The organism is Nocardia sp. NPDC058244 (genome assembly GCF_042882065.1).
GTDB lineage: Bacteria > Actinomycetota > Actinomycetes > Mycobacteriales > Mycobacteriaceae > Nocardia.
Genome location: NZ_JBHVWX010000004.1, coordinates 60467 through 79204 on the forward strand (window position 1 = coordinate 60467; position 18738 = coordinate 79204).

Genomic DNA, 18738 nt, shown 5'->3' on the forward strand with positions numbered 1-18738 from the left:
GAGTCTAGGGGCGGGCCGCCCGGTCGACGACGTCCCGGATCGCCCGGACCACCGCGTCCGGCCGGTCGAAACAGAGCCGGTGGTGGAAGGTATCGGTGAGCACGCGCTGCTCGCCGTGCGAGACGGCACCGACCAGCGCCGCGTCCATCCGCGTCTTGGCGGCGTCGAGGTCGCGCTGGGCCGGATCGTCGGAGACCACGGTCAGCGCGACCACCGGCACGTCCGGAATCCCCGGCCCCTCCCGCAATTCGGTGGCGAGCGGTACGAGAGTGCGGCGTTCGGCCATCCCGGTGCGCAGCCAGGCGTCGCTGCCCTTGGCGTCGAGCAGCGCGTCCCTGATCGCGGCCGGATAGCCGGTGAGCAGCTCGGCCCGCATGGCGCGCATGGCAGGCCGCAGCTCGGCGAGTTGGGCGAGGTCGGGACCCAGCTGCTCGGTCGCGGCCAGGCGCGCCTCGGGCGGCACGTGGTCGTCCCAGTCGCGGTGCAGGGCGTCGAGCCAGACCAGCCCCGCGACCTCGCCCGGGTACAGCTGCGCGAACCGATGCGCGTAGAACCCGCCGAGGGAGTGGGCCGCCAGCACGTACGGGCCGGGAATGTTCTGGACCCGCAACAGTTCCCGCAGCTCGGTGGCGACCGCGGCCGCGGTGCGCGGTAGTGGCAGCGCGGCGCTGTACCCGGTGCCGCCACGGTCGTAGACGACGGCGGTGGTGAACTGCGAAACCTGCTGCTGGACACCGAAATAGTCCAGGCCGACGGCGCTCGCGCCCGGCAGGAAGACGACCGCGGGCCCACCGGTACCGGACCGGAACACGAAGAGGCGTCGGCCGTCGATCTCCTGGAACCCGCCGATCGGCGGGGCGTGGTCGCAGATATTCGTCATGCGATCACTCTGTGACCCTGACGCAGGGTCAAGGTCAAGCTCCGTCCGGGATCGTGGTGCCCGCCGCCCGCAGCCGGTCCGCCAGCGCGTGACAGCGCGCCGCCAGCTCCGGGGGATCGAGCACCGCGAAGTCGTGGCCGAGCAGCAGTATCCGCACCAGCAGGATGTCGAGATCGGCGGCACCGCTGAGGATTTCGCACGACGTCCGGTCGCGCTCGCGCACCACGGCGGTCGAGCCGGGGAGCTGGGCGCGAACGGTGTCGGCGTCCGCGCGCACGAGGAAGCGCGCCTGCTTCGGATAGACCCGGCTCGCCACGCCCTCCTGCACGTAGGTCGCCGCGTCGGGTGCGGGGCGCGGCCGGAACCGCCAGGTGCGCGCGGCGACCTCGGTCATCCGGTCGACGCGGAAGCTGCGCCAGTCGGCGCGGTCGAGATCGTAGGCGAACAGATACCAGCGCCGATCCGAGGCGACCAGGCGATAGGGCTCGACCCGCCTGTGTCGCGTCGCGCCGGCGGACGGATAGCCGAACCCCGCCTCGACCTCGTCCCGACAGGCCCTGGCCAGGGTGATCAGCGCGTCCGGGTCGACCGGCGTGTGCCCGGTGCCGAACGACTCCACCGAGCCGGTCAGCGCGCGCACCTCGTGCCGGAGCCGGGTCGGCAGCACCCGGTCGAGCTTGGTCAGTGCCCGCAGCGCGCCGTCGCCGGTGACCGCCCCGCCCGCGCCGACCAGCAGCGAGACCGCGGTGGCGATCGCCTCCTGATCGTCGAGCAGCAGCGGCGGCAGCTCCTGACCGGGACCGAGCCGGTAGCCGCCGCCGACCCCCTGACCGGCCTGGACCGGATAGCCGAGAGCGCGCAGCCGGTCGACATCGCGGCGGACCGTGCGGGTGGTGATCCCGAGCCGTTCGGCCAGCTCGGGACCGGTCCACACCTGCCGCTGTTGCAGCAGACCGAGCAGCGTGAGGACCCGCTCGGTCTGGCCGCGTTCCGCGCTGTCGCTGTTCACGTTTCTCAGCGTGCCAGAGATAGCGGACCTGATCTGTCCGCTATTGGTGCGAGAGTGTCCGCAGGGACGCAGTCGACCTCGACTGGGACCATCCGCTGAACCGACGAGAGGAAGCAATCGCGATGAGCCGCCAATTCCAGGTCACCTTCGACGCCGCCGATCCGAAGGCGCTGTCGACCTTCTGGCGTGAGGTGCTCGGCTATGTGCATCCCGGCCCGCCCGGAGTCGAGCTGGCGGACGGCGCCGACCCGCTCGCCGCCTGGGACGAATTCCTCGCCCGGCTCGGCGTTCCGGCGGAGCAGCGCAACACCCGCTCGGCCATCGAAGACCCGGCGGGGGACGGCCCGCGCGTGTTCTTCCAGCAGGTGCCGGAGGGCAAGGTCGCCAAGAACCGCGTCCACCTCGACGTCCGCGCGGCTCCCGGCCTCCAGGGCGAGGAGCGGATGACCGCCCTGGAAGCCGAATGCGCGCGACTGGTCGCCCTCGGCGCGACCCGGCTGCGCCGCTTCGAACCCGAGCCCCCGATGAGCTTCGGCTTCCTCGTCATGGCCGACCCCGAAGGCAACGAATTCTGCCTCGACTGACCGGACCGAACCGGGCCCTCGGTCAGTCCGGCAGGCGCGCGCAGTTCGACGCGGCCGGTACGCCGGCGAAGCGATCGCCGAGCCACCCGGCCGACTCGACGAGGTAGGGGAGCATGCCCAGGTCGTGTCCCAGATTGGTGCTCGGCAGGAGCGGCGGCAGCCAGTCGACCTTCGACAGCTGGACGGTCGCGCCGCTGCCGCACCAGTCGGCCGCCAGCTGCCTGACCTGGGCATAGGGGATCACGTCGTCGCCCGTCGAGCTCGAGATCAGCACGGGCGCACCGGGTGTCAGGCGGCCGATGCGCTGCTCGTCGAGGATGGCGAGCAGCGTCGGTGACGCGAGGATGTCCTCGACGAGGGTGCGCCCGCTGGTGGTGAACATGGCGGAACCGCGATACATGTAGCGCAGCCCCATCTCGGCGACGCAGGTGGTGGCGACCTCGGCCATCATGCGTTTGCCGTCGGCGTTGACGATGCGGTCGATCTCCGGCACGGCCTCGGGATAGTCGGCCGCGATGCCGTTGGCGATGTAGCCGAACAGGCCGAGCGCGGCCCCGCTGGGCGCGGCGTTGCCGAGCGGCCCGCCCTCGATGGTGGCCGAGTGCACGGTGGCCAGGAGATCGGCGGGCGGCGCGCCGATCACGCTGCCGCGCACCTCGAGTTCCGGTGCGTAGGTCGGCTGCAGCTCCGCCGCTGCCGCCGCGCCGCTGCCACCCTGGGAGTAACCCGCCAGCGCCACCGGCGATCCGGCGGTCAGCGAAGTGCCCGGCAGCTTCTTGGCCGCGCGCGCGGCATCGAGCACCGCGTGCGCTTGCGACCGGCGGTTGATCCAGTCGTGCATCGCGGGCGTACCGAGCCCGTAGTAGTCGGTGACCACGACGGACATGCCGCGCGCGAGCAGGGTGTAGGCGGTGAGGACCTCGTAGTTGACCCAGAGGTCGAGCGGGAAGGTGTAGTGGATCAGCTCGGCGAAGGTCTTGGACGGCGCGCACTGGTCGCCCTGTCCCTGGGTACCCGGCGCGACCGCGACCACCGGCCGGTCGCCCGGCCCGGTCCACGGCGCGCTCGGCTCGAAGTAGGTGCCGGTCACCGCGACCGGGTTCCCGTGGGTGTCGTTGCTGCGGTACATGATCCGCTGGGCGCGCGCCGGTGTGACGACGCCGCCGATCGGCAGCGACAGCGGCAACTGGATCGGTTCGCTGCGCAGGATGTCGCCGGGGGCGGCATCGGGCAATGGGTCGGGTGGCAGGTAGAAGTCGCCCGTCCACGGCGCGGCGACGGCGGGCGACGCGGTGAGTACGGAGCCGCCGACGGACAGGGCCGCCGCGACGAGCACGGCGAGGCACCGCGATGTGCCGGAAATACGCATGGGGATACTCCTTGTCGACAGCTACCGGGAACCGGGCCCGGGGTGTTCGGCCAGCAGGCGGCGCAGGATCTTGCCGCTGGGATTGCGTGGAATCTGTTCCAGCACAACGAATTCCTTGGGTACCTTGTAGCGCTCGAGGCGGGCGCGGATATGCGACTTGAGCTCGTCGTCCGCCGGCACGACCTGATCGGGCGCCGGCACCAGGTAAGCGCGTAGCACCTGGCCGAATTCCGTACTCGGCACGCCGAGTACGACGACATCGCCGATCGCCGGATGATCGGCGAGGACGTCCTCGACCTCCTTGGGATAGATGTTCTCGCCGCCGGAGACGATCATGTCGTCATCTCGTCCGTCGACGTAGAGCCTGCCCTCGGCGTCGAGATGGCCCATGTCGCCGGTGTTGACGAAGCCGTCGATCACTTCCTTGCGTGGCGTCGTCGCGTTCGGGTCGGGAACGTAGCCGTGGTAGCCGAGCCCGCCGCGCACGAAGATCGTGCCGGTTTCACCGGCCGCGGCGACGGTGCGGTCCGCGCGCAGGATCCGGACCGACACCCCGATGGCGGGCCTGCCCGCGGTCTTGGGGGAGACGGCCAGGTCCTCGGCGGTGGCGATGGAGACCACCCCGGCTTCGGTCGAGCCGTATCCGTTCACCAGGATCGGGCCGAACGCGGCGAGAAACCGGCTGATCGTCGCCGGCGCGATCGGGGCGGCGCCGGTGACGGCCAATCGCAGGGAGCCGGTGTCGAATTCGCGTCGCCGCTGGTCCGGAACGGCGACCAACCGCTGGATCATGACCGGAACACCGACGAACACCGTCGCGCGATGACGTTCGATATCGGCCAGCGCCCGCTCCGGGTCGAACCGGGCACGGGTGACCACGGTCGCGCCGAGTGCCAGCGCGCCGGTGAGCACGGCGAGCCCGAAGCCGTGGAAGAACGGCGGCGCAAGCACCATCACGTCGCGGGAGGTGAAGCGGGTCGCCGACATCGAGGTCGCGACCATCTCGGCGAGCACCCGCTGGCTGATCGGCCGCGAGACACCCTTGGCCAGCCCCGAGGTGCCCGAGGTGAGCAAGGTGATCTTCACCGTGTCGCGAACTCGCGGTGGGGCCGGATACTCTTGGTGCGCAAGTGAATCCAGCGAAAGAAGGTCGGCGTCCTCGGTGTCCGCGAGCACCCTCGCCCCCGCGAATCCGGCCGCGACGACGGCGTGGCTGTATTCGGCGTCGTGGATCAGGATGTCGGGGCGGTGCCGTGCGAGGATCGGCGTGAGCTGGGCGGCGGGCAGGTCGGTATTGAGAAAAACCAGCTCACAACCCAATTGGGCCCCGGCGATGGTGGCCTCGATGAACCCGCGATGGTTGCGGCACAGCACGGCGAGAGTGCGCGCGCCGGGGTGACTCGCGTGCAACGCGGCGGCGATGGCCTCGGTACGGCGTTGCAGCGCCCCATAGGTGATCGCGCCCCGATCGTCGACGACAGCCGTGCGGTCGGCGTAGCGGGCCGCCGAGATCGCCAGCACGGTGGCGAGGGACGGGCCGTATTGCCGATACGCGGCACCGATACGCAGCGCGGTGCCGATCCCGACGGGCCTCAGCGCGCCCGAGGCGGCGAGCGGCACGAGGGCGTCGCGCCAGCGGAATCCGGCCGGGTCAGGCGACATCGCCCGAGCCCTTCGCCGCGCCGGCCAGCGACGCCGGGGTGTCGCCGAGGAAGCGGTACAGGAACCCGGCGCCGATCTCGAGCGGGTTCTGCAGCAGTGCCGACACCACGGCCAGCGGCCGCCCGTAGGCGGGGGTCAACGTCCGGGGCTTGCGCACCACCGCCCGCGCGACGATGTAGCCGGCCTCGCGGGCGGAATGCCCCGGCATCGCGGAGATCCAGCCGCTGGGCGCGCTCATCCTGGTGAACATCGCACCGGCATAGAGCGTGGTCAGGGTGACGCCGTCGGTGCGCGCCTCCATCGCGACCGCGCGCATCCAGATGTCGAACGCTGCCTTCGAGGACAGGTAGAAGCCCCACTTCGGGGCAACCGGGAACATGACCGCCACCGTCGACACGTTGACGATGTGGCCGGACCCACGCTCGCGCATGCTGGGCAGCAGCGCCAGAGTCAGGCGCATCGGGCCGAGGTAGTTCGCCGTTGATGTGGTGGCGAGATCCTTGGGGCGGTCGTAGGACAGGTGGATCGAGCGGCGCAGCGACTTACCCGCGTTGTGCACCAGGAAGTCCACCTGCCCGAACTGGGTGAGCACCTGCTCGGCGAAGGCGGCGACGGAATCCTCCGAGGCCAGGTCGAGCGGGATGGCCACGGCGGTGCCACCGGCTTCCTTGATCTCGCCCACGATCAGTTCCAGCTGATCCACCGAGCGGGCACCGAGCACCACGGTCGCCCCGGCGTCGGCGAGGATGCGGGCGGTGGCCTCGCCCAGGCCGTAGGACGCGCCGGTGACGACGGCGACCCTGCCCGCCACCGCGCGGCGCAGCCGGGCCGGATCCTTCAGTCCGCGTGGGCCGATCAGCCAGGCGACGCCGCGGCCGAGTGGCCCGGCGGCGAGCCGGTTGGTAGGTCCGGTGTCGAGGGAGGTGGTCATCGGTCGTGCTCCGTCTTCTCGTCGTCGAGTGGTTGGACGTGGTCGAACAGCGCGGTGATCGCGCGGGAGGACAGTGGGGTGCCGGGATCCAGCGACAGCACCGCCTGCGCGGTGGTGAAGAAATTGCCGACCAGCAGTTCCCGCAGTTGCACCCGGCTCAGGTCGCCGGTGCGCAGCCAATCGGCGACGGCGCCCTCGACGAAGGCGAGCCAGCCCGCCACCGAGGTGCGCACCAGCGCGGTGCCGGGCCCGCCGGACACCTCCTGCAGCAGGGCGACGATGAGCCGGTCGAAGTGCTGGTCGTGAATGGCCTGGAGGTCGGGATCGGTGGCCCGCGCGCTGAGTGCGAGCGGCGAGCCCTGGTAGCGCTCGGCGTGGTCGAAGTAGAGATCGAGGCCCTGGATGAGGCGGGAGACCGCCGGTCCGCGCAGCGCTTGCAGGCGGTCCCAGAAGTCGGTGTACACGGCCTCCACCGCGGCCAGGTAGACGCCGCGTTTGCCGCCGAAGTGGTAGTTGATCAGGCCGATCGCCACGCCCGCCTGCCGTGCGAGCTCGGTCGTGGAGACCTCGTCGAATCGCTTGGCACCGAAGACGGCGATCGCGGTGTCCAGCAGCGCGGCGCGGGAATCGTCGCTGCGATCGGTACGCTTGCCGCGTTTTGAAACTTTTTCAACTTCTGGTTCGCCGGTTTCGAGTTGAACATCTTTCAACTTCGTCGTGAACAGGCTCGGCAGCACGTCGCCGACCTGATCGGCGGAGATGGTCGGGTCGACGGTACGCTGCACGCTCAGGCCCGTGACCATGCTGAACGCCGCCAGTGTGCGCGCGGGCAGTAGGTCGGGGTCGGCGTTCGCGGTCACCGGAGCGAGCAGGGTGGCGAGCTGTGTGCGCACCGCGGCGAGCTTGGCGGCGAGCTGGTCGCGCAGCTGCGCGTCGTCGCGGCTCGCCAGCGCCAGCTCGACGCCGAGGCGGGTCAGCGCGACGTTCTCGATCCGCGCCCGTGCCCAGGAGGCGAGCGCGGCGAGGAGTTCGGGCGCCGAGTTCGACCCTGCCCGCAGGGCCTCCAGATCGCGCAGCACGTCGGTGTGGATCAGCTCGAGAACTTCCAGGCAGAGCTCGTTCTTGTTGCGGAAGTTGGAGTACACCGCACCCTTGGAATAGCCGGCGACCTCGGCGACGCGCGCCAGTGAGGTGTTGGCCAATCCGTCGGTGATGAACAGGTCGCGAGCTGTCCGGGCCAGCGCCTCGCGCGTGCGTGCCTGGCTTTCCGGTCGGGTCATCCGTGCCATGCGAATCAAGATACCACTGGAATCTGAATACTGATAGACCAGTGAAATGATCCGGCGCGAGGCGCCGTCGGGCCGTTCGGCCGGACGGTGGGGTCAGTCGGCGGGGGTCAGCGGGTGACGATGGGCACGAGATAGGTGCGGGCGAAGGCGTCGAGTTCCTCGTCGGTCCGCAAGGGGAGCAGGCCGGAAGGGGCCAAAATCATCGAGTGCACCACCCGGCACAGCACCTCGGCGCGGGTGAGCAGGTCCGGTGTCTCGGGCAGGAGCCCGGCCGAGATCGCTTCCCGCAGCATGGATTCGGTGGTCAGGATCGACATGGTGAAGGTCGACGCGCTGTCGGTGGTGAGGTGCGGCATCACCCGGTCCGGTTCGAGGACCAGCAGCCGCTGCACGAGTGGGTGATCACGCCACCGGCCGACGACCGTGACGAGGATGTCGGCGACGAGGTCGTCGAGGTTGTCGTGTTTGCCCGGCAGGCTCCGCAGGTCGGCCAGCACCCGCGCGACCTCCCGTGCGAACACCGCGGTGACCACGTCGTCGCGGGAGCCGACCCGGCGGTACACCGTCGCCCGGTCGACGCCGGCCTGGCGGGCGATGTCCTCGATCGTCGTCTTCTTGACGCCCACCTGCTCGAACTGGACCAGCGCCGCGTCGAGGATGCGCGCCGCCGCGGAATCGTCGGTGTCGGGGGTGTTCGTCGAGGTGGGGGACGCCGCGGTCATGGGAACCACGGTAGCAACTCGGGGCTCGGTGCAACATATCCACACAATTTGTTGCTGCAACATTGCAATCATTTGTGTTGCATCGTACGGTTGAGGCATGGCTCACTCCGCTGACGCAACGAGGCGTCATCACCGCGAGGAAGCGCACGCGATCCACGCGCGAGACGTGCACTTCGACTTCGGTGATGTGCCGATGCACTACATCCCGGGCGAGGTCTTCGCGACCCATGTCATCAATGTCATGCACCTGGTACTGCCGGAAGGCGAACGGGCGATGGCCCAGGCGCTCGCCGAGGCCCTGCCCTACATCGACGACCAGCGGCTGCGCGAAGAGGTGCAGGGCTTCGTCGGCCAGGAGACGATGCACGCCAGCAGTCACGCCGGCGCGCGCGATCACCTCCAGGCCATCGGCCTCGACGTCGACTCGATGGTCAAGACCTTCGCCTGGTTCGTCGATCGCATCCTCGGCGACCACGGCCTGACCGGCCGGGCGAAGGAGGAATGGCTCAAGGAGCGGCTCGCGCTGTTCGCCGGGATGGAGCACTACACCGCCGTCATCGGCGAATGGCTGCTGGAGAACGACAAGTTCGAAGACCTCGGCATGGACCCGACCATGCTCGATCTGATCCGCTGGCACGGCGCCGAGGAAGTCGAGCACCGCAGCGTGGTCTACGACGCCTACATGTACGTCGACGGCGGCTACGCGCGCAAGGCGCGCACCGCGGTGGCAGCCAGCACCAGTCTGCTCGCGACCTTCATCCTGTCCTCGGCCTACCTCTACGCCAAGGACCCGTCGCCGAAGAAGGGCCCGTTCTGGCCGGTGCAGCTGGTGCGGGCGACCGCTCGCGGCATCATGCCGAATTTCGGTCTGTTCCTCACCGAGATCCCGCGCTACCTGCGACCGGGCTTCCATCCGTCCCAGCTGGGGCCCATGGATCGCGCGCTGCGCTATCTCGCGCATTCGCCCGCGGCGCGGGCGGCCGAGCAGTGACGGCGATGACCGAGCGGTACACCCCGCCCGCCGCCCTGCGCGCGATCGGCGCCGTCGCCGACGGCTATCGGCAGCTGTTCGTCTCCGGGCGCGCGGCATCGCTCATTTCGCGACCGAACCCGGTGCGGCACACCGGCTTCGAGATTCCGGTGACCGTCGCGGGAATCGAGCCGGTGGCGGTCGACGTCACCTGTCTCACCCTGACCTCGCCGACCGGCGCGCCGCTGCCCCCGTGGCGGCCGGGCTCGCACCTCGACATCGTGCTGCCCTCCGGCAAGCAACGCCAGTACTCGCTGTGCGGTGACCCGCACGATCGCCATCGCTACCGGATCGCGGTGCGCCGCATCGCCGACGGCGAGGGCGGATCGATCGAGGTGCACGACCGGCTGGCCGTGGGCGACGCGCTGCGAATCCGCGGCCCGCGCAACGCGTTCGACTTCATCGCCGCGCCGTCGTACCTGTTCGTCGCGGCCGGGATCGGGATCACACCGATCCTGCCGATGGTCCGGGCGGCGGCCCCCGCGGGGGCGCGCTGGCAGCTGATCTACCTCGGGCGCTCGCGGGCGACCATGCCGTTCCTCGACGAACTGGCCGTTCTCGGCGGTCGCCGGATCGACATCCGCCCCGACGACGAGTTCGGCACCCCGGACGTCGGCGAACTGCTCGGCCGGGCCGCGCCCGGTGCGGCGATCTACGTCTGCGGTCCGCCGCCGGTCCTCGACGCCGCGCACCGCCACGCCTTCACCGTCAACCCGACGGGTTCGCTGCACACCGAGCGGTTCTCCGCGGCCCCGGTGGTCGACGGTCGGGAATTCGCGATCACGCTGGCGCGATCGGGGGCCACGGTCCGGGTGGGCGCGGACGAGACCGCCCTGTCCGCCATCACCCGGGTCCAGCCGGACGCCGTGTACTCGTGCAGGCAGGGCTTCTGCGGCACCTGCAAGGTCGCGGTCCTGGCCGGCGAGGTCGACCACCGCGACCGCAAACTCCTCGACGCCGAGCGCGGCGACCACATGCTGACCTGCGTGTCCCGCGCGGCAGGCGAATCCCTGGTCCTCGATCTCTGAGCAGGGCATGAACGAGAAAGGGTCGTCCATGGGGCGAACAACACTCTCTTCCGCGGAATCTGTGAATTCTGTTACCGCGCGGGAGGACTCGACCTTCGACGTCGTCTCACCGGCGACCGGCGAGGTCGTCGGCACGTATCCGATCCACACCGCGTCCGACGTCGCGGCCACGGTCGCCGACGCGCGCCGGGCCGCGGACTGGTGGTCGCGGATCGGCTTCCGTGAGCGGGCCCGGCGACTGGATGCCTGGCGGTCCGAGATCACCAGGGGGCGGGCCGAACTCGCCGAGCTCATCCACACCGAGATGGGCAAGCCGCGCTCGGACGCGCGGCTCGAGATCGCCATGGCGCTCGAACATCTGGCCTGGGCGGCGGGCAACGCGCGCCGGGTGCTCGGCCCGCGCGCGGTCCGCCCGGGGCTGCTCGCCCTGAATCAGGAATGCACACTCGAGTACCGCCCGTTCGGGGTGGTCGGTGTGATCGGGCCGTGGAACTATCCGGTGTTCACGCCGCTGGGTTCGGTGTCGTTCGCCCTCGCCGCGGGCAACGCGGTGGTGTTCAAGCCGAGCGAGTACACCCCGGGTGTCGGGCACTGGCTGGCCGAGCGTTTCGCGGCGGTGGTGCCGGAACAGCCGGTGTTCCAGGTGATCACGGGCCTCGGGGAGACCGGCGCCGCCCTGTGCCGGGCCGGGGTGGGCAAGATCGGGTTCACCGGCTCGACCGCCACGGGCAAGCGGGTCATGGCCGCGTGCGCGGAGACGCTCACGCCGGTGCTGATGGAACTCGGTGGCAAGGACGCGCTCGTGGTCGACGCCGACGCCGACCTGGCCGCGGCCGCCGACGCCGCGGTGTGGGGCGGCATGTCGAACGCGGGCCAGACCTGTCTCGGGGTGGAGCGGGTGTACGTGCACACCGACGTCTACGACGACTTCCTCGCCGAACTCCTCGACCGCGCGACGGATCTGCGGGCGGGCACCGGCGCGGCGAAGATCGGCCCGATCACCATGCCCAAGCAGATCGAGATCATCCGCCACCACATCGAGGACGCGCTGGCACGCGGCGCGCGGGCCCTGCTGGGGGGCGCCCACGCGATCGACGGTCAGTTCGTGCAACCCACCATCCTGGTCGGGGTTCCCGAGGACGCGCTCGCCGTCACCGAGGAGACCTTCGGCCCCACCCTCACCGTCACCCGGGTGCGGGACATGGACGAGGCGATCGAGCGGGTCAACGCCGGGCCCTACGGGCTGGGCAGCACCGTCTTCTCCCGGCGCAACGGCCGGCGGATCGCCGACCGGATCCGCGCGGGCGGCACCTCCATCAACGCCTATGTCGCCCATGCCACCATCGCGCGCCTGCCGCTGGGCGGCGTCGGTGACTCCGGCTTCGGCCGCGTGCACGGCGAGGACGGACTCAAGGAGTTCACCTACGCCAAGGCGACCACCCGTCAGCGCTTCGCGATGCCGCCCGCGCTGACCACGTTCACCCGCGGCGAGACCACCGACGCCCTCGTCGATCGCCTGGTCACCGTGCTGCACGGAAGGAATCGGTAATCATGGCAGCAACCGAACACCGTCACATCGTCGTGATCGGTGCCGGATTCGGCGGCATCGCGCTCGCGATCAAACTGCGCGAGGCCGGATTCGACGATCTGACGATCCTCGAACGCGCCGCGGATCTGGGCGGAACCTGGCAGGCCAACACCTACCCGGGCTGCGCCTGCGATGTGCCGTCCCAGCTCTACAGCTATTCCTTCGCGCCCAATCCCGACTGGTCACGGACCTACGGCAAGCAGTCGGAGATTCTCGCCTATCTGCGCGACGTGGCGACGAGATTCGATGTCGTGCCACGGATCCGGCTGAACACCGAACTGCTCGAGGCCCGCTGGGACGAGGATCGCTCGCTGTGGCACCTCGAGACCTCGCGGGGTGCGCTCACCGCGGACTACCTGATCTCGTCGACCGGCATCTTCGCCGAGGCCAAGTACCCGACGCTGCCGGGCCTGGACACCTTCGCGGGCAAGACCTTTCATTCCCTGCACTGGGACCACGACCACGACCTCACCGGCGAGCGGGTCGCGGTGATCGGCACCGGCGCCTCGGCGGTCCAGTTCGTGCCCGAGATCCAGCCGAAGGTGGCGGCGCTGACCGTGTTCCAGCGCTCGGCGCCGTGGATCATCCCGCGAATGGACCGCTCGATCCCGGATCTGGAGCGCTTCGTCCTGCGTCGGGTGCCGCTGGCGCGCAGAGCGATTCGCAGCGCCTGGTACGCGGCGATCGAAGGATTCGGCCTGGTCGGCTTCGTCGACAACCGCTTCCGGCACCCGTACGAGCTGCTGGGCCGCTGGCAGCTGCGCCGTCAGGTGCGCGATCCGGAGCTGCGGGCGAAGCTGACGCCGGACTACATGATCGGCTGCAAGCGAGCGATCTTCTCCGACGCCTACCTGCCCTCGCTCGACCGGGACAACGTCGAGGTGGTGACCGACGGCATCGCCGAGGTGCGGCCGCATTCCGTCGTCACCCGCGCCGGGGTCGAGATCCCGGTCGACACCATCATCTACGGCACCGGCTTCGATCCGGCGCCCTCGTTCTTCGACCGGGTCATGGATGGTGACGGGATGTCGGTCGGCGACGTCATGCGCAAGCAGCGCCGGACCTATCTCGGCACCGCCATCGCCGGATTCCCCAACCTGTTCCTGACGCTGGGCCCGTTCGGCGCGGTGGGCAACCAGTCGGCGGTGTTCATGATCGAATCCCAGGTCGCCTACATCGTCGACGCGCTGCGGACGCTGCACGACAAGGGCGCGCATCGGGTGGAGGTCCGCCAGGACGTCCAGGACCGCTTCGTCGAGGAGATGCACCGGCGCAGCGCGTCCACGGTGTGGCTCACCGGTGGCTGTGACAGCTATTACACGACCGCGGACGGTCGCAACGCCGGGCTCTACCCGAGCTGGAGTTTCGAATACCGCAAGCGCACCAGCGTGTTCGACGCCTCGTCCTACGAGGTGAGTGCCTGATGGACATCACCGCGCTCACTCCGTCGAACCTGCTCGGTCGCCGGTCCTTCGATGTCCGCGACAAGGTGGTCCTGATCACCGGCGCGGGTCAGGGCATCGGGCTCGCGCTGGCCGAAATCCTCATCGACCGTGGGGCGTTCGTCGCGCTCGTCGATATCGATGAGATCGCCGTCAAGACTGCCGCGCAGCGTCTCGGTTCCCGGGCGCTGGCAATCGTGGCCGATGTGCGTGATCGCGGGGCGATGGCCGACGCGACACAGCTCGCGGTGGACTATTTCGGCCGCCTGGATGTCGTCGTCGCCAATGCCGGGGTCACGCCGAAGCCCGCCACCGTCCGCACGATGGACCCGGCGGATTTCGACCGGGTGATGGCGATCAATCTCGAAGGCTGTTTCAACACCGTGCATCCCGCCCTCGACCACATCGTCGCCGCCGCGGGGCACGTGGTCGTCGTCTCGTCGTGCGCGTCGTTCGCGCCGGGCATGGCCGGGTCGCCGTACATGATGAGCAAGGCCGCGGTCGAGCAGTTCGGGCGCGCGTTGCGGGTGGAACTCGCCGCGGCGGGCGCCAGCGCGGGCATCGCCTACTTCGGCGTCGTCGACACCGAGATGACCCACGCGATGCTCGACCAGGACGATCTCGGCCGGGAACTCGACGAGCTGCTGCCGTGGCCGCTGAACGTCCGGATCAGCGCGACATACGCGGCGACCGTGATCGCCGACGGCATCGCGCGCCGCGCCGCCCGCACCATCGCCCCCAGCGGGTGGGAGCCCTACGCGCTGCTGCGCGGCCTGGTCAACGTGGTACTCGACGCGCAGCTCGCGGGCAGCGGCAAGGTCAAGGACCTGCTCGACCGGGTCGAGCGGCGGAGCGGCCGGTGACCGCGCCGGACCGGGGCTCGTTGCGGACCAGGGCAACCCGGCTGGTGGCCGAACACACGGTCAAGCCATTGGCCGCCGCGCTCCCGGTCAACACCGCGACCCTGCCGGTGGCCCGATTCGTGATCGAGGCGGCGATGCGGGTGGTGGGGCCGAGCCTGGCGGGCACGTCGGTGCACCGGGTCGACGACGGCGCGGTCCGCGGTGAGTTCGTCACCGGGCCCAAGACCGATCGCCTCGACGCGGTGATCCTGTACGTGCACGGCGGTGGCTTCGTCGCCGGCTCGGTCGCCGCGTATCGCGGGGTGGCGTCGCGCCTGTCGACGACGACCCGCACCCCGGTGTTCGTCGCCGACTACCGGCTGGCGCCGGAACATCCGAGCCCGTGCGCCCAGCTCGACGTGGCGCGGGCGTACCGGTGGCTGCTGCGCCGTGGGTTCGCGCCGGACCGGATCGTGGTCGCGGGCGATTCGGCCGGGGGATTCCTCGCCGCCGATCTAGCCCTCGCCAACGCCCGGCTGCGGATCCCCGGCCCCGCTGGCCTCGTGCTGTTCTCGCCGATGGCCGACCTCGGTCTGCGGATCGCCCATACCGGCGACCGGAATCGCGACGGGGTGATCTCCTACGCGCTGTCGGTCAAGGCGGTCGCGCACTTCACCAGCGATCGCCTCGAACTGCGGCCGGAACGGGGCATGACGCTGCCGCCCACGCTGATCCAGACCGGTGGGGCCGAGTATTTCGCCGCCGACGCGATCGAACTGGCCGATCGCCTCCGGCAGGTCGGCGGGGCCTGCGAACTCCAGGTGTGGCCGGACCAGATGCACGTCTTCCAGGTCATGCCCGCCTTGGCTCCCGAGGCCCGCTTCGCCTTCGGCGCCGCGGGTCGCTTCGTCACCTCCTTGCTCGAATCACCGGCCGCGACCGCGGTCTGATACACGGAAGAACCACACACTATGTCGACACCACGTTTCGAAACCCTCTGTGCCGCTTTCCAGTACAACGCGACCATCGATCCCGACGCCGTCGCGTTGCGTACTCCGGGTGACGCGCAGACCATAACCTGGCGCGAGTACGCCGACGGTGTGCGTGCCGCGGCGGCGGGTCTGGCGGCGCTGGGCGTGCGGCGCGGTGACACCGTCGCGTTGATGATGGGCAATCGCGTCGAGTTCTATCCGCTCGAGGTCGGTGCTCAGCATGTGGGCGCGACGTCGTTCTCGGTCTACAACACGCTCTCCGCCGAGCAACTCGCCCATGTCCTCGGCAACGCGGGCGCGCGCGTGGTGATCTGCGAGCCGCAGTACGTGCCGCGACTGCGTGACAGCGGGGTGCCGCTGGACCACATCGTCTGTCTCGACGACGCGGTCGAGGGCACGGTGCCGGTCGCCGAGATGATCGCAGGCGGCGCAGCGGATTTCGACTTCGACGCGTCCTGGCGGGCGGTCGAGCCCGGTGATGTGGCGACGTTGATCTACACCTCGGGCACCACCGGGAACCCCAAGGGTGTGGAGACCACGCACGCGAACCTGATGTTCCAGGCCTATGGCCTGGGTGATGTGCTCGGTTTCGAGTTCGGTGATTCGATCACCTCGTTCATGCCCAGCGCGCACATCGCCGACCGGCTCACCGCGCTGTATCTCCAGGAGGTGTTCGGCACCCAGGTCACCGCGGTGTCGGACCCGAAGCTGATTGCGGCCGCGCTGGCGGATCTGCGCCCGACCATCTGGGGCGCGGTGCCGCGGGTGTGGGAAAAGCTCAAGGCCGCTATCGAATTCGTCGTCGCGAACGAGCCCGACGAGACGCGCAAGCAGGGCATGCAGTGGGCGCTGGCGGTGGGTGCCAAGCGCAGTGGGTATCAGCTGGCCGGACAGCCGGTTCCCGACGAGGTCGCCGCCGAGTGGGCCAAGGCCGACGAGCTGGTGTTGTCGAAGCTGCGGGCGAAGCTGGGGTTCGATCGGCTGCGTTTCGCGCTCTCGGGCGCGGCGCCGATCCCGCCGCAGACGTTGGGTTTCTTCGCCGGGCTCGGGGTGCCGATCTCGGAGATCTGGGGCATGTCGGAGCTGTCGTGCATTTGCAGTGTCAGCGCGCCGGGCGAGACCCGGCTCGGGACGGTCGGGCGACTGCTCGCGGGCATGGAATCGCGGATCGCCGAGGACGGGGAACTGCTCGTGAAGGGCCCGCTGGTGATGAAGGGCTATCGCGGTGAACCGGAGAAGACGGCCGAGGCTGTCGACGCCGAGGGCTGGCTGAGTACCGGTGATGTGGTGACCGTCGATGACGACGGGTATCTGCGGGTGGTCGATCGGAAGAAGGAACTGATCATCAACGCGTCCGGTAAGAACATGTCGCCGACGACGATCGAGCACGCGATCAAGGCGGCGACTCCGTTGATCGGTGCGATGGCCACGATCGGTGATGGTCGGGCCTACAACACCGCGTTGATCGTCATCGATGCCGAGAGCGCGGAACCGTATGCGGCCCAGCACAATCTGCCCGATGCCTCGGCTGCGGCGTTGGCGGTGAATCCCGAGGTGGTCAAGGAGATCGCGGCGGGTGTGGCGGCGGGCAACGCGAAGTTGTCGCGGGTCGAGCAGGTGAAGCGTTTCCGGATTCTGCCGGTGTTCTGGGAGGCCGGTGGTGACGAGGTGACGTTGACCATGAAGCTGAAGCGGAAGGTGATCGCCGAGAAATACACGGCCGAGATCGCCGAGCTCTACGCCGACAACCCGCCCGTCCAGGTCCAGCAACCGGTATAGCCGTCCGGTGGCGGGCCACCCGGGCCCGCCACCGCACGCCGGTCAGGGCAGCACGTTGGGGATGATCTGCGGTGCCTGCTGGGCGACCAGGGTGCCGAGGTAGGCGCCGGCGTAGTAACCGGCATAGGTACCGACCACACCACCGACGATGCCGCCCGCGACCGCGCCGACCGGGACGCCCAGGCCCGCGGTGGGGACCGCCAGCGGAGTGGCCAGCGCCGCGCCGCCCGCCGCGCCGAGCCCGGCACCGGCCAGGCCGCCGATCACCTGCCCGGCCGTCGAGCCGAGGAAGGTGGCGTTCTCGATCGGGCTCGCGATCGGGGCCGCCGTCGCGATCGGCCGGGCGTCCATGCTCTGCTGCGGAACAACCGTTTCCGTGTCGGCACCGAGGTACGGCTCGTCATCGACGAAGGAGATCGGCTGCGCGGCACGGTGTTCGAGGTCCGTCGCCGCCGTCTCGAACGCGGCCTCCTCGGCCTGCGGGGCCGCGAAATCCGGCAGGTCAGGGGTGTAGGAGACGGTCTCCACCGGCGCGGCCTGGGCGGCGCCCGGCCCGATGCCGAAGGCGATCGCCGCGGGCAGCGCGACCGCCACGGGAAGTCCGCGCAAGGCCTTGCCGCGCTTGCTCACTGCTCGATGCCGTCCAGCCACCGTGATGTCCTTCCCGAGTCCACATCCGTCACCGTGCAGATCGTGGTCGGACGACCAGGCGCTACCGGGATGTGAGCGGCCTCGCTCACACCGTGCGGTGGCTATGGGATGTCAGCCCAGCGCCTGTTCGCGCAGGTCGCCCAGCGTCTTGGCCAGGATGCGTGAGACCTGCATCTGGGACACCCCGAGGCGTTCCGCGATCTGGCTCTGCGTCAGGTTCTCGTAGAACCGCATCACCAGCACCCGCTTGCTCTCCGCGGGCAGTGCGGCGATCAGGGGCGCCACCGCGATGGCGTTCTCGGTCAGCTCGTAGCAGGGTTCGTCGGCGCCGAGGGTGTCGGCGATCGGCGGCGCCGGGTTGTCGCGATCGTCGTCGGTGATCCCGTCGATCGAGTTGGTCTGGTAGCCGTTGCTCGCCACGAGCGCCCTGGTGACCTCGTCCAGCTCGACCTCGAGTTCCGCGGCCAGCTCGGGCGCGTTCGGCATCCGGCCGAGGCGCTGGGACAGTTCCTCGGTGGCCGGACCGATCCGCAGCTGGATCTCCTTGAGCCTGCGCGGGACGTGCACGGCCCAGGTGCGATCGCGGAAGTGCCTGCGGACCTCACCCATGATGGTGGGGATCGCGAAGGACAGGAAGGTGAAGCCCCGGGTGACGTCGAACCGGTCGACGGCGAGCACGAGCCCGACCCGGGCCGTCTGCTCCAGATCGTCGAACGCCTCGCCACGGCCGGTGAACTTGCGGGCGATGTGGTCGGCCAGCGGTAGGCACCGCCGGATCACCTCGGCCCGCAGGGCCTCGTGGTGTTCGTCGTCGGGGGGGAGCGCCCCCAGCTTCTCGAACCAGGGTTCGATGTTGTCGTAGCTGTCGCCGCTGGACCGGGATCGCCGGACACCCGTCTCGGCTGCCGTCATCGTTTCCACTGTCATCGCCACGTGCCTC

Annotated in this window: 17 protein-coding genes; 8 read left to right on the top strand and 9 right to left on the bottom strand. The window is 69.9% G+C overall.

The features are described from left to right. Positions 1–4: 4 nt before the first annotated feature. Positions 5–880 carry an alpha/beta fold hydrolase gene (locus ACFVW6_RS13315; RefSeq protein ID WP_378828043.1) on the bottom strand — a complete coding sequence of 292 codons (876 nt, stop codon included), beginning with the start codon at positions 878–880 and terminating at the stop codon, positions 5–7. Between the two features lie 34 nt (positions 881–914). Beyond that, entirely contained in the window at positions 915–1889 is a 975-nt protein-coding gene (locus ACFVW6_RS13320) for a helix-turn-helix transcriptional regulator (protein ID WP_378828041.1), read from the bottom strand. Between the two features lie 122 nt (positions 1890–2011). Here ACFVW6_RS13320 and ACFVW6_RS13325 point away from each other — a divergent pair, with 122 nt between their 5' ends. Further along, the gene (locus ACFVW6_RS13325) at positions 2012–2473 is read left to right on the top strand and encodes a VOC family protein (protein ID WP_378828039.1); all 462 of its coding nucleotides are present in this window, start codon (positions 2012–2014) and stop codon (positions 2471–2473) included. Between the two features lie 22 nt (positions 2474–2495). Here the strand turns inward: ACFVW6_RS13325 and ACFVW6_RS13330 are convergent, their stop codons facing one another. The 5 genes from ACFVW6_RS13330 to ACFVW6_RS13350 form a co-directional block, all read right to left on the bottom strand. Beyond that, positions 2496–3842 (bottom strand): lipase family protein, encoded by a 1347-nt coding sequence (locus ACFVW6_RS13330; RefSeq protein ID WP_378828037.1) that lies wholly within the window; start codon positions 3840–3842, stop codon positions 2496–2498. Between the two features lie 21 nt (positions 3843–3863). Then, positions 3864–5504 carry an AMP-binding protein gene (locus tag ACFVW6_RS13335; RefSeq protein ID WP_378828035.1) on the bottom strand — a complete coding sequence of 547 codons (1641 nt, stop codon included), beginning with the start codon at positions 5502–5504 and terminating at the stop codon, positions 3864–3866. Continuing rightward, positions 5494–6435: an SDR family NAD(P)-dependent oxidoreductase gene (locus ACFVW6_RS13340; RefSeq protein ID WP_378828032.1), complete on the bottom strand. Its 942-nt coding sequence runs from the start codon at positions 6433–6435 to the stop codon at positions 5494–5496. The genes ACFVW6_RS13335 and ACFVW6_RS13340 overlap by 11 nt, the downstream gene beginning before the upstream one ends. Further along, a complete protein-coding gene (locus ACFVW6_RS13345) occupies positions 6432–7724 on the bottom strand; it encodes a TetR/AcrR family transcriptional regulator (protein ID WP_378828030.1) in 1293 nt (430 codons plus the stop codon). Before ACFVW6_RS13345 ends, ACFVW6_RS13340 begins: the two co-directional genes overlap by 4 nt. A 107-nt stretch (positions 7725–7831) precedes the next feature. Next, positions 7832–8446 (bottom strand): TetR/AcrR family transcriptional regulator, encoded by a 615-nt coding sequence (locus ACFVW6_RS13350; protein ID WP_378828028.1) that lies wholly within the window; start codon positions 8444–8446, stop codon positions 7832–7834. Between the two features lie 97 nt (positions 8447–8543). On the opposite strand from ACFVW6_RS13350, the gene ACFVW6_RS13355 reads away from it, so the two are divergent. From ACFVW6_RS13355 to fadD11, 7 genes are read left to right on the top strand one after another with little or no spacing between them, the layout of a single operon-like run. Next, on the top strand, positions 8544–9437 hold the full coding sequence (locus tag ACFVW6_RS13355; protein ID WP_378828025.1) for a metal-dependent hydrolase: 894 nt from the start codon (positions 8544–8546) through the stop codon (positions 9435–9437). Between the two features lie 5 nt (positions 9438–9442). After that, complete coding sequence (locus ACFVW6_RS13360; RefSeq protein ID WP_378828023.1) at positions 9443–10504, top strand: PDR/VanB family oxidoreductase; 1062 nt, start codon at positions 9443–9445, stop codon at positions 10502–10504. Positions 10505–10532: 28 nt separating this feature from the next. Continuing rightward, the gene (locus ACFVW6_RS13365) at positions 10533–12053 is read left to right on the top strand and encodes an aldehyde dehydrogenase family protein (RefSeq protein WP_378828021.1); all 1521 of its coding nucleotides are present in this window, start codon (positions 10533–10535) and stop codon (positions 12051–12053) included. Between the two features lie 2 nt (positions 12054–12055). Continuing rightward, a complete protein-coding gene (locus ACFVW6_RS13370) occupies positions 12056–13516 on the top strand; it encodes a flavin-containing monooxygenase (protein WP_378828019.1) in 1461 nt (486 codons plus the stop codon). After that, the gene (locus ACFVW6_RS13375; RefSeq protein WP_378828017.1) at positions 13516–14397 is read left to right on the top strand and encodes a short-chain dehydrogenase/reductase; all 882 of its coding nucleotides are present in this window, start codon (positions 13516–13518) and stop codon (positions 14395–14397) included. Before ACFVW6_RS13370 ends, ACFVW6_RS13375 begins: the two co-directional genes overlap by 1 nt. Next, positions 14394–15326 carry an alpha/beta hydrolase gene (locus ACFVW6_RS13380; RefSeq protein WP_378828015.1) on the top strand — a complete coding sequence of 311 codons (933 nt, stop codon included), beginning with the start codon at positions 14394–14396 and terminating at the stop codon, positions 15324–15326. The genes ACFVW6_RS13375 and ACFVW6_RS13380 overlap by 4 nt, the downstream gene beginning before the upstream one ends. 21 nt (positions 15327–15347) lie before the next feature. Next, entirely contained in the window at positions 15348–17147 is a 1800-nt protein-coding gene (gene fadD11, locus ACFVW6_RS13385; RefSeq protein WP_378828013.1) for a fatty acid--CoA ligase FadD11, read from the top strand. 42 nt (positions 17148–17189) lie between these two features. On the opposite strand, the gene ACFVW6_RS13390 is transcribed toward fadD11, so the two are convergent. Both ACFVW6_RS13390 and ACFVW6_RS13395 read right to left on the bottom strand, forming a co-directional pair. Continuing rightward, a complete protein-coding gene (locus ACFVW6_RS13390; protein ID WP_378828011.1) occupies positions 17190–17798 on the bottom strand; it encodes a hypothetical protein in 609 nt (202 codons plus the stop codon). A gap of 111 nt (positions 17799–17909) precedes the next feature. Continuing rightward, positions 17910–18710 carry a SigB/SigF/SigG family RNA polymerase sigma factor gene (locus ACFVW6_RS13395; RefSeq protein WP_378828009.1) on the bottom strand — a complete coding sequence of 267 codons (801 nt, stop codon included), beginning with the start codon at positions 18708–18710 and terminating at the stop codon, positions 17910–17912. Between the last annotated feature and the right edge of the window lie 28 nt (positions 18711–18738).

Excerpts from the sequence above, each read along its gene's own strand:
- fadD11 (WP_378828013.1), top strand. The coding sequence starts at position 15,348 with ATGTCGACACCACGTTTCGAAACCCTCTGTGCCGCTTTCCAGTACAAC.
- ACFVW6_RS13330 (WP_378828037.1), bottom strand. The coding sequence starts at position 3,842 with ATGCGTATTTCCGGCACATCGCGGTGCCTCGCCGTGCTCGTCGCGGCG.
- ACFVW6_RS13345 (WP_378828030.1), bottom strand. The coding sequence starts at position 7,724 with ATGGCACGGATGACCCGACCGGAAAGCCAGGCACGCACGCGCGAGGCG.
- ACFVW6_RS13370 (WP_378828019.1), top strand. The coding sequence starts at position 12,056 with ATGGCAGCAACCGAACACCGTCACATCGTCGTGATCGGTGCCGGATTC.
- ACFVW6_RS13360 (WP_378828023.1), top strand. The coding sequence starts at position 9,443 with ATGACCGAGCGGTACACCCCGCCCGCCGCCCTGCGCGCGATCGGCGCC.
- ACFVW6_RS13375 (WP_378828017.1), top strand. The coding sequence starts at position 13,516 with ATGGACATCACCGCGCTCACTCCGTCGAACCTGCTCGGTCGCCGGTCC.
- ACFVW6_RS13395 (WP_378828009.1), bottom strand. The coding sequence starts at position 18,710 with ATGACGGCAGCCGAGACGGGTGTCCGGCGATCCCGGTCCAGCGGCGAC.
- ACFVW6_RS13340 (WP_378828032.1), bottom strand. The coding sequence starts at position 6,435 with ATGACCACCTCCCTCGACACCGGACCTACCAACCGGCTCGCCGCCGGG.
- ACFVW6_RS13335 (WP_378828035.1), bottom strand. The coding sequence starts at position 5,504 with ATGTCGCCTGACCCGGCCGGATTCCGCTGGCGCGACGCCCTCGTGCCG.
- ACFVW6_RS13350 (WP_378828028.1), bottom strand. The coding sequence starts at position 8,446 with ATGACCGCGGCGTCCCCCACCTCGACGAACACCCCCGACACCGACGAT.
- ACFVW6_RS13325 (WP_378828039.1), top strand. The coding sequence starts at position 2,012 with ATGAGCCGCCAATTCCAGGTCACCTTCGACGCCGCCGATCCGAAGGCG.
- ACFVW6_RS13315 (WP_378828043.1), bottom strand. The coding sequence starts at position 880 with ATGACGAATATCTGCGACCACGCCCCGCCGATCGGCGGGTTCCAGGAG.
- ACFVW6_RS13355 (WP_378828025.1), top strand. The coding sequence starts at position 8,544 with ATGGCTCACTCCGCTGACGCAACGAGGCGTCATCACCGCGAGGAAGCG.
- ACFVW6_RS13365 (WP_378828021.1), top strand. The coding sequence starts at position 10,533 with ATGGGGCGAACAACACTCTCTTCCGCGGAATCTGTGAATTCTGTTACC.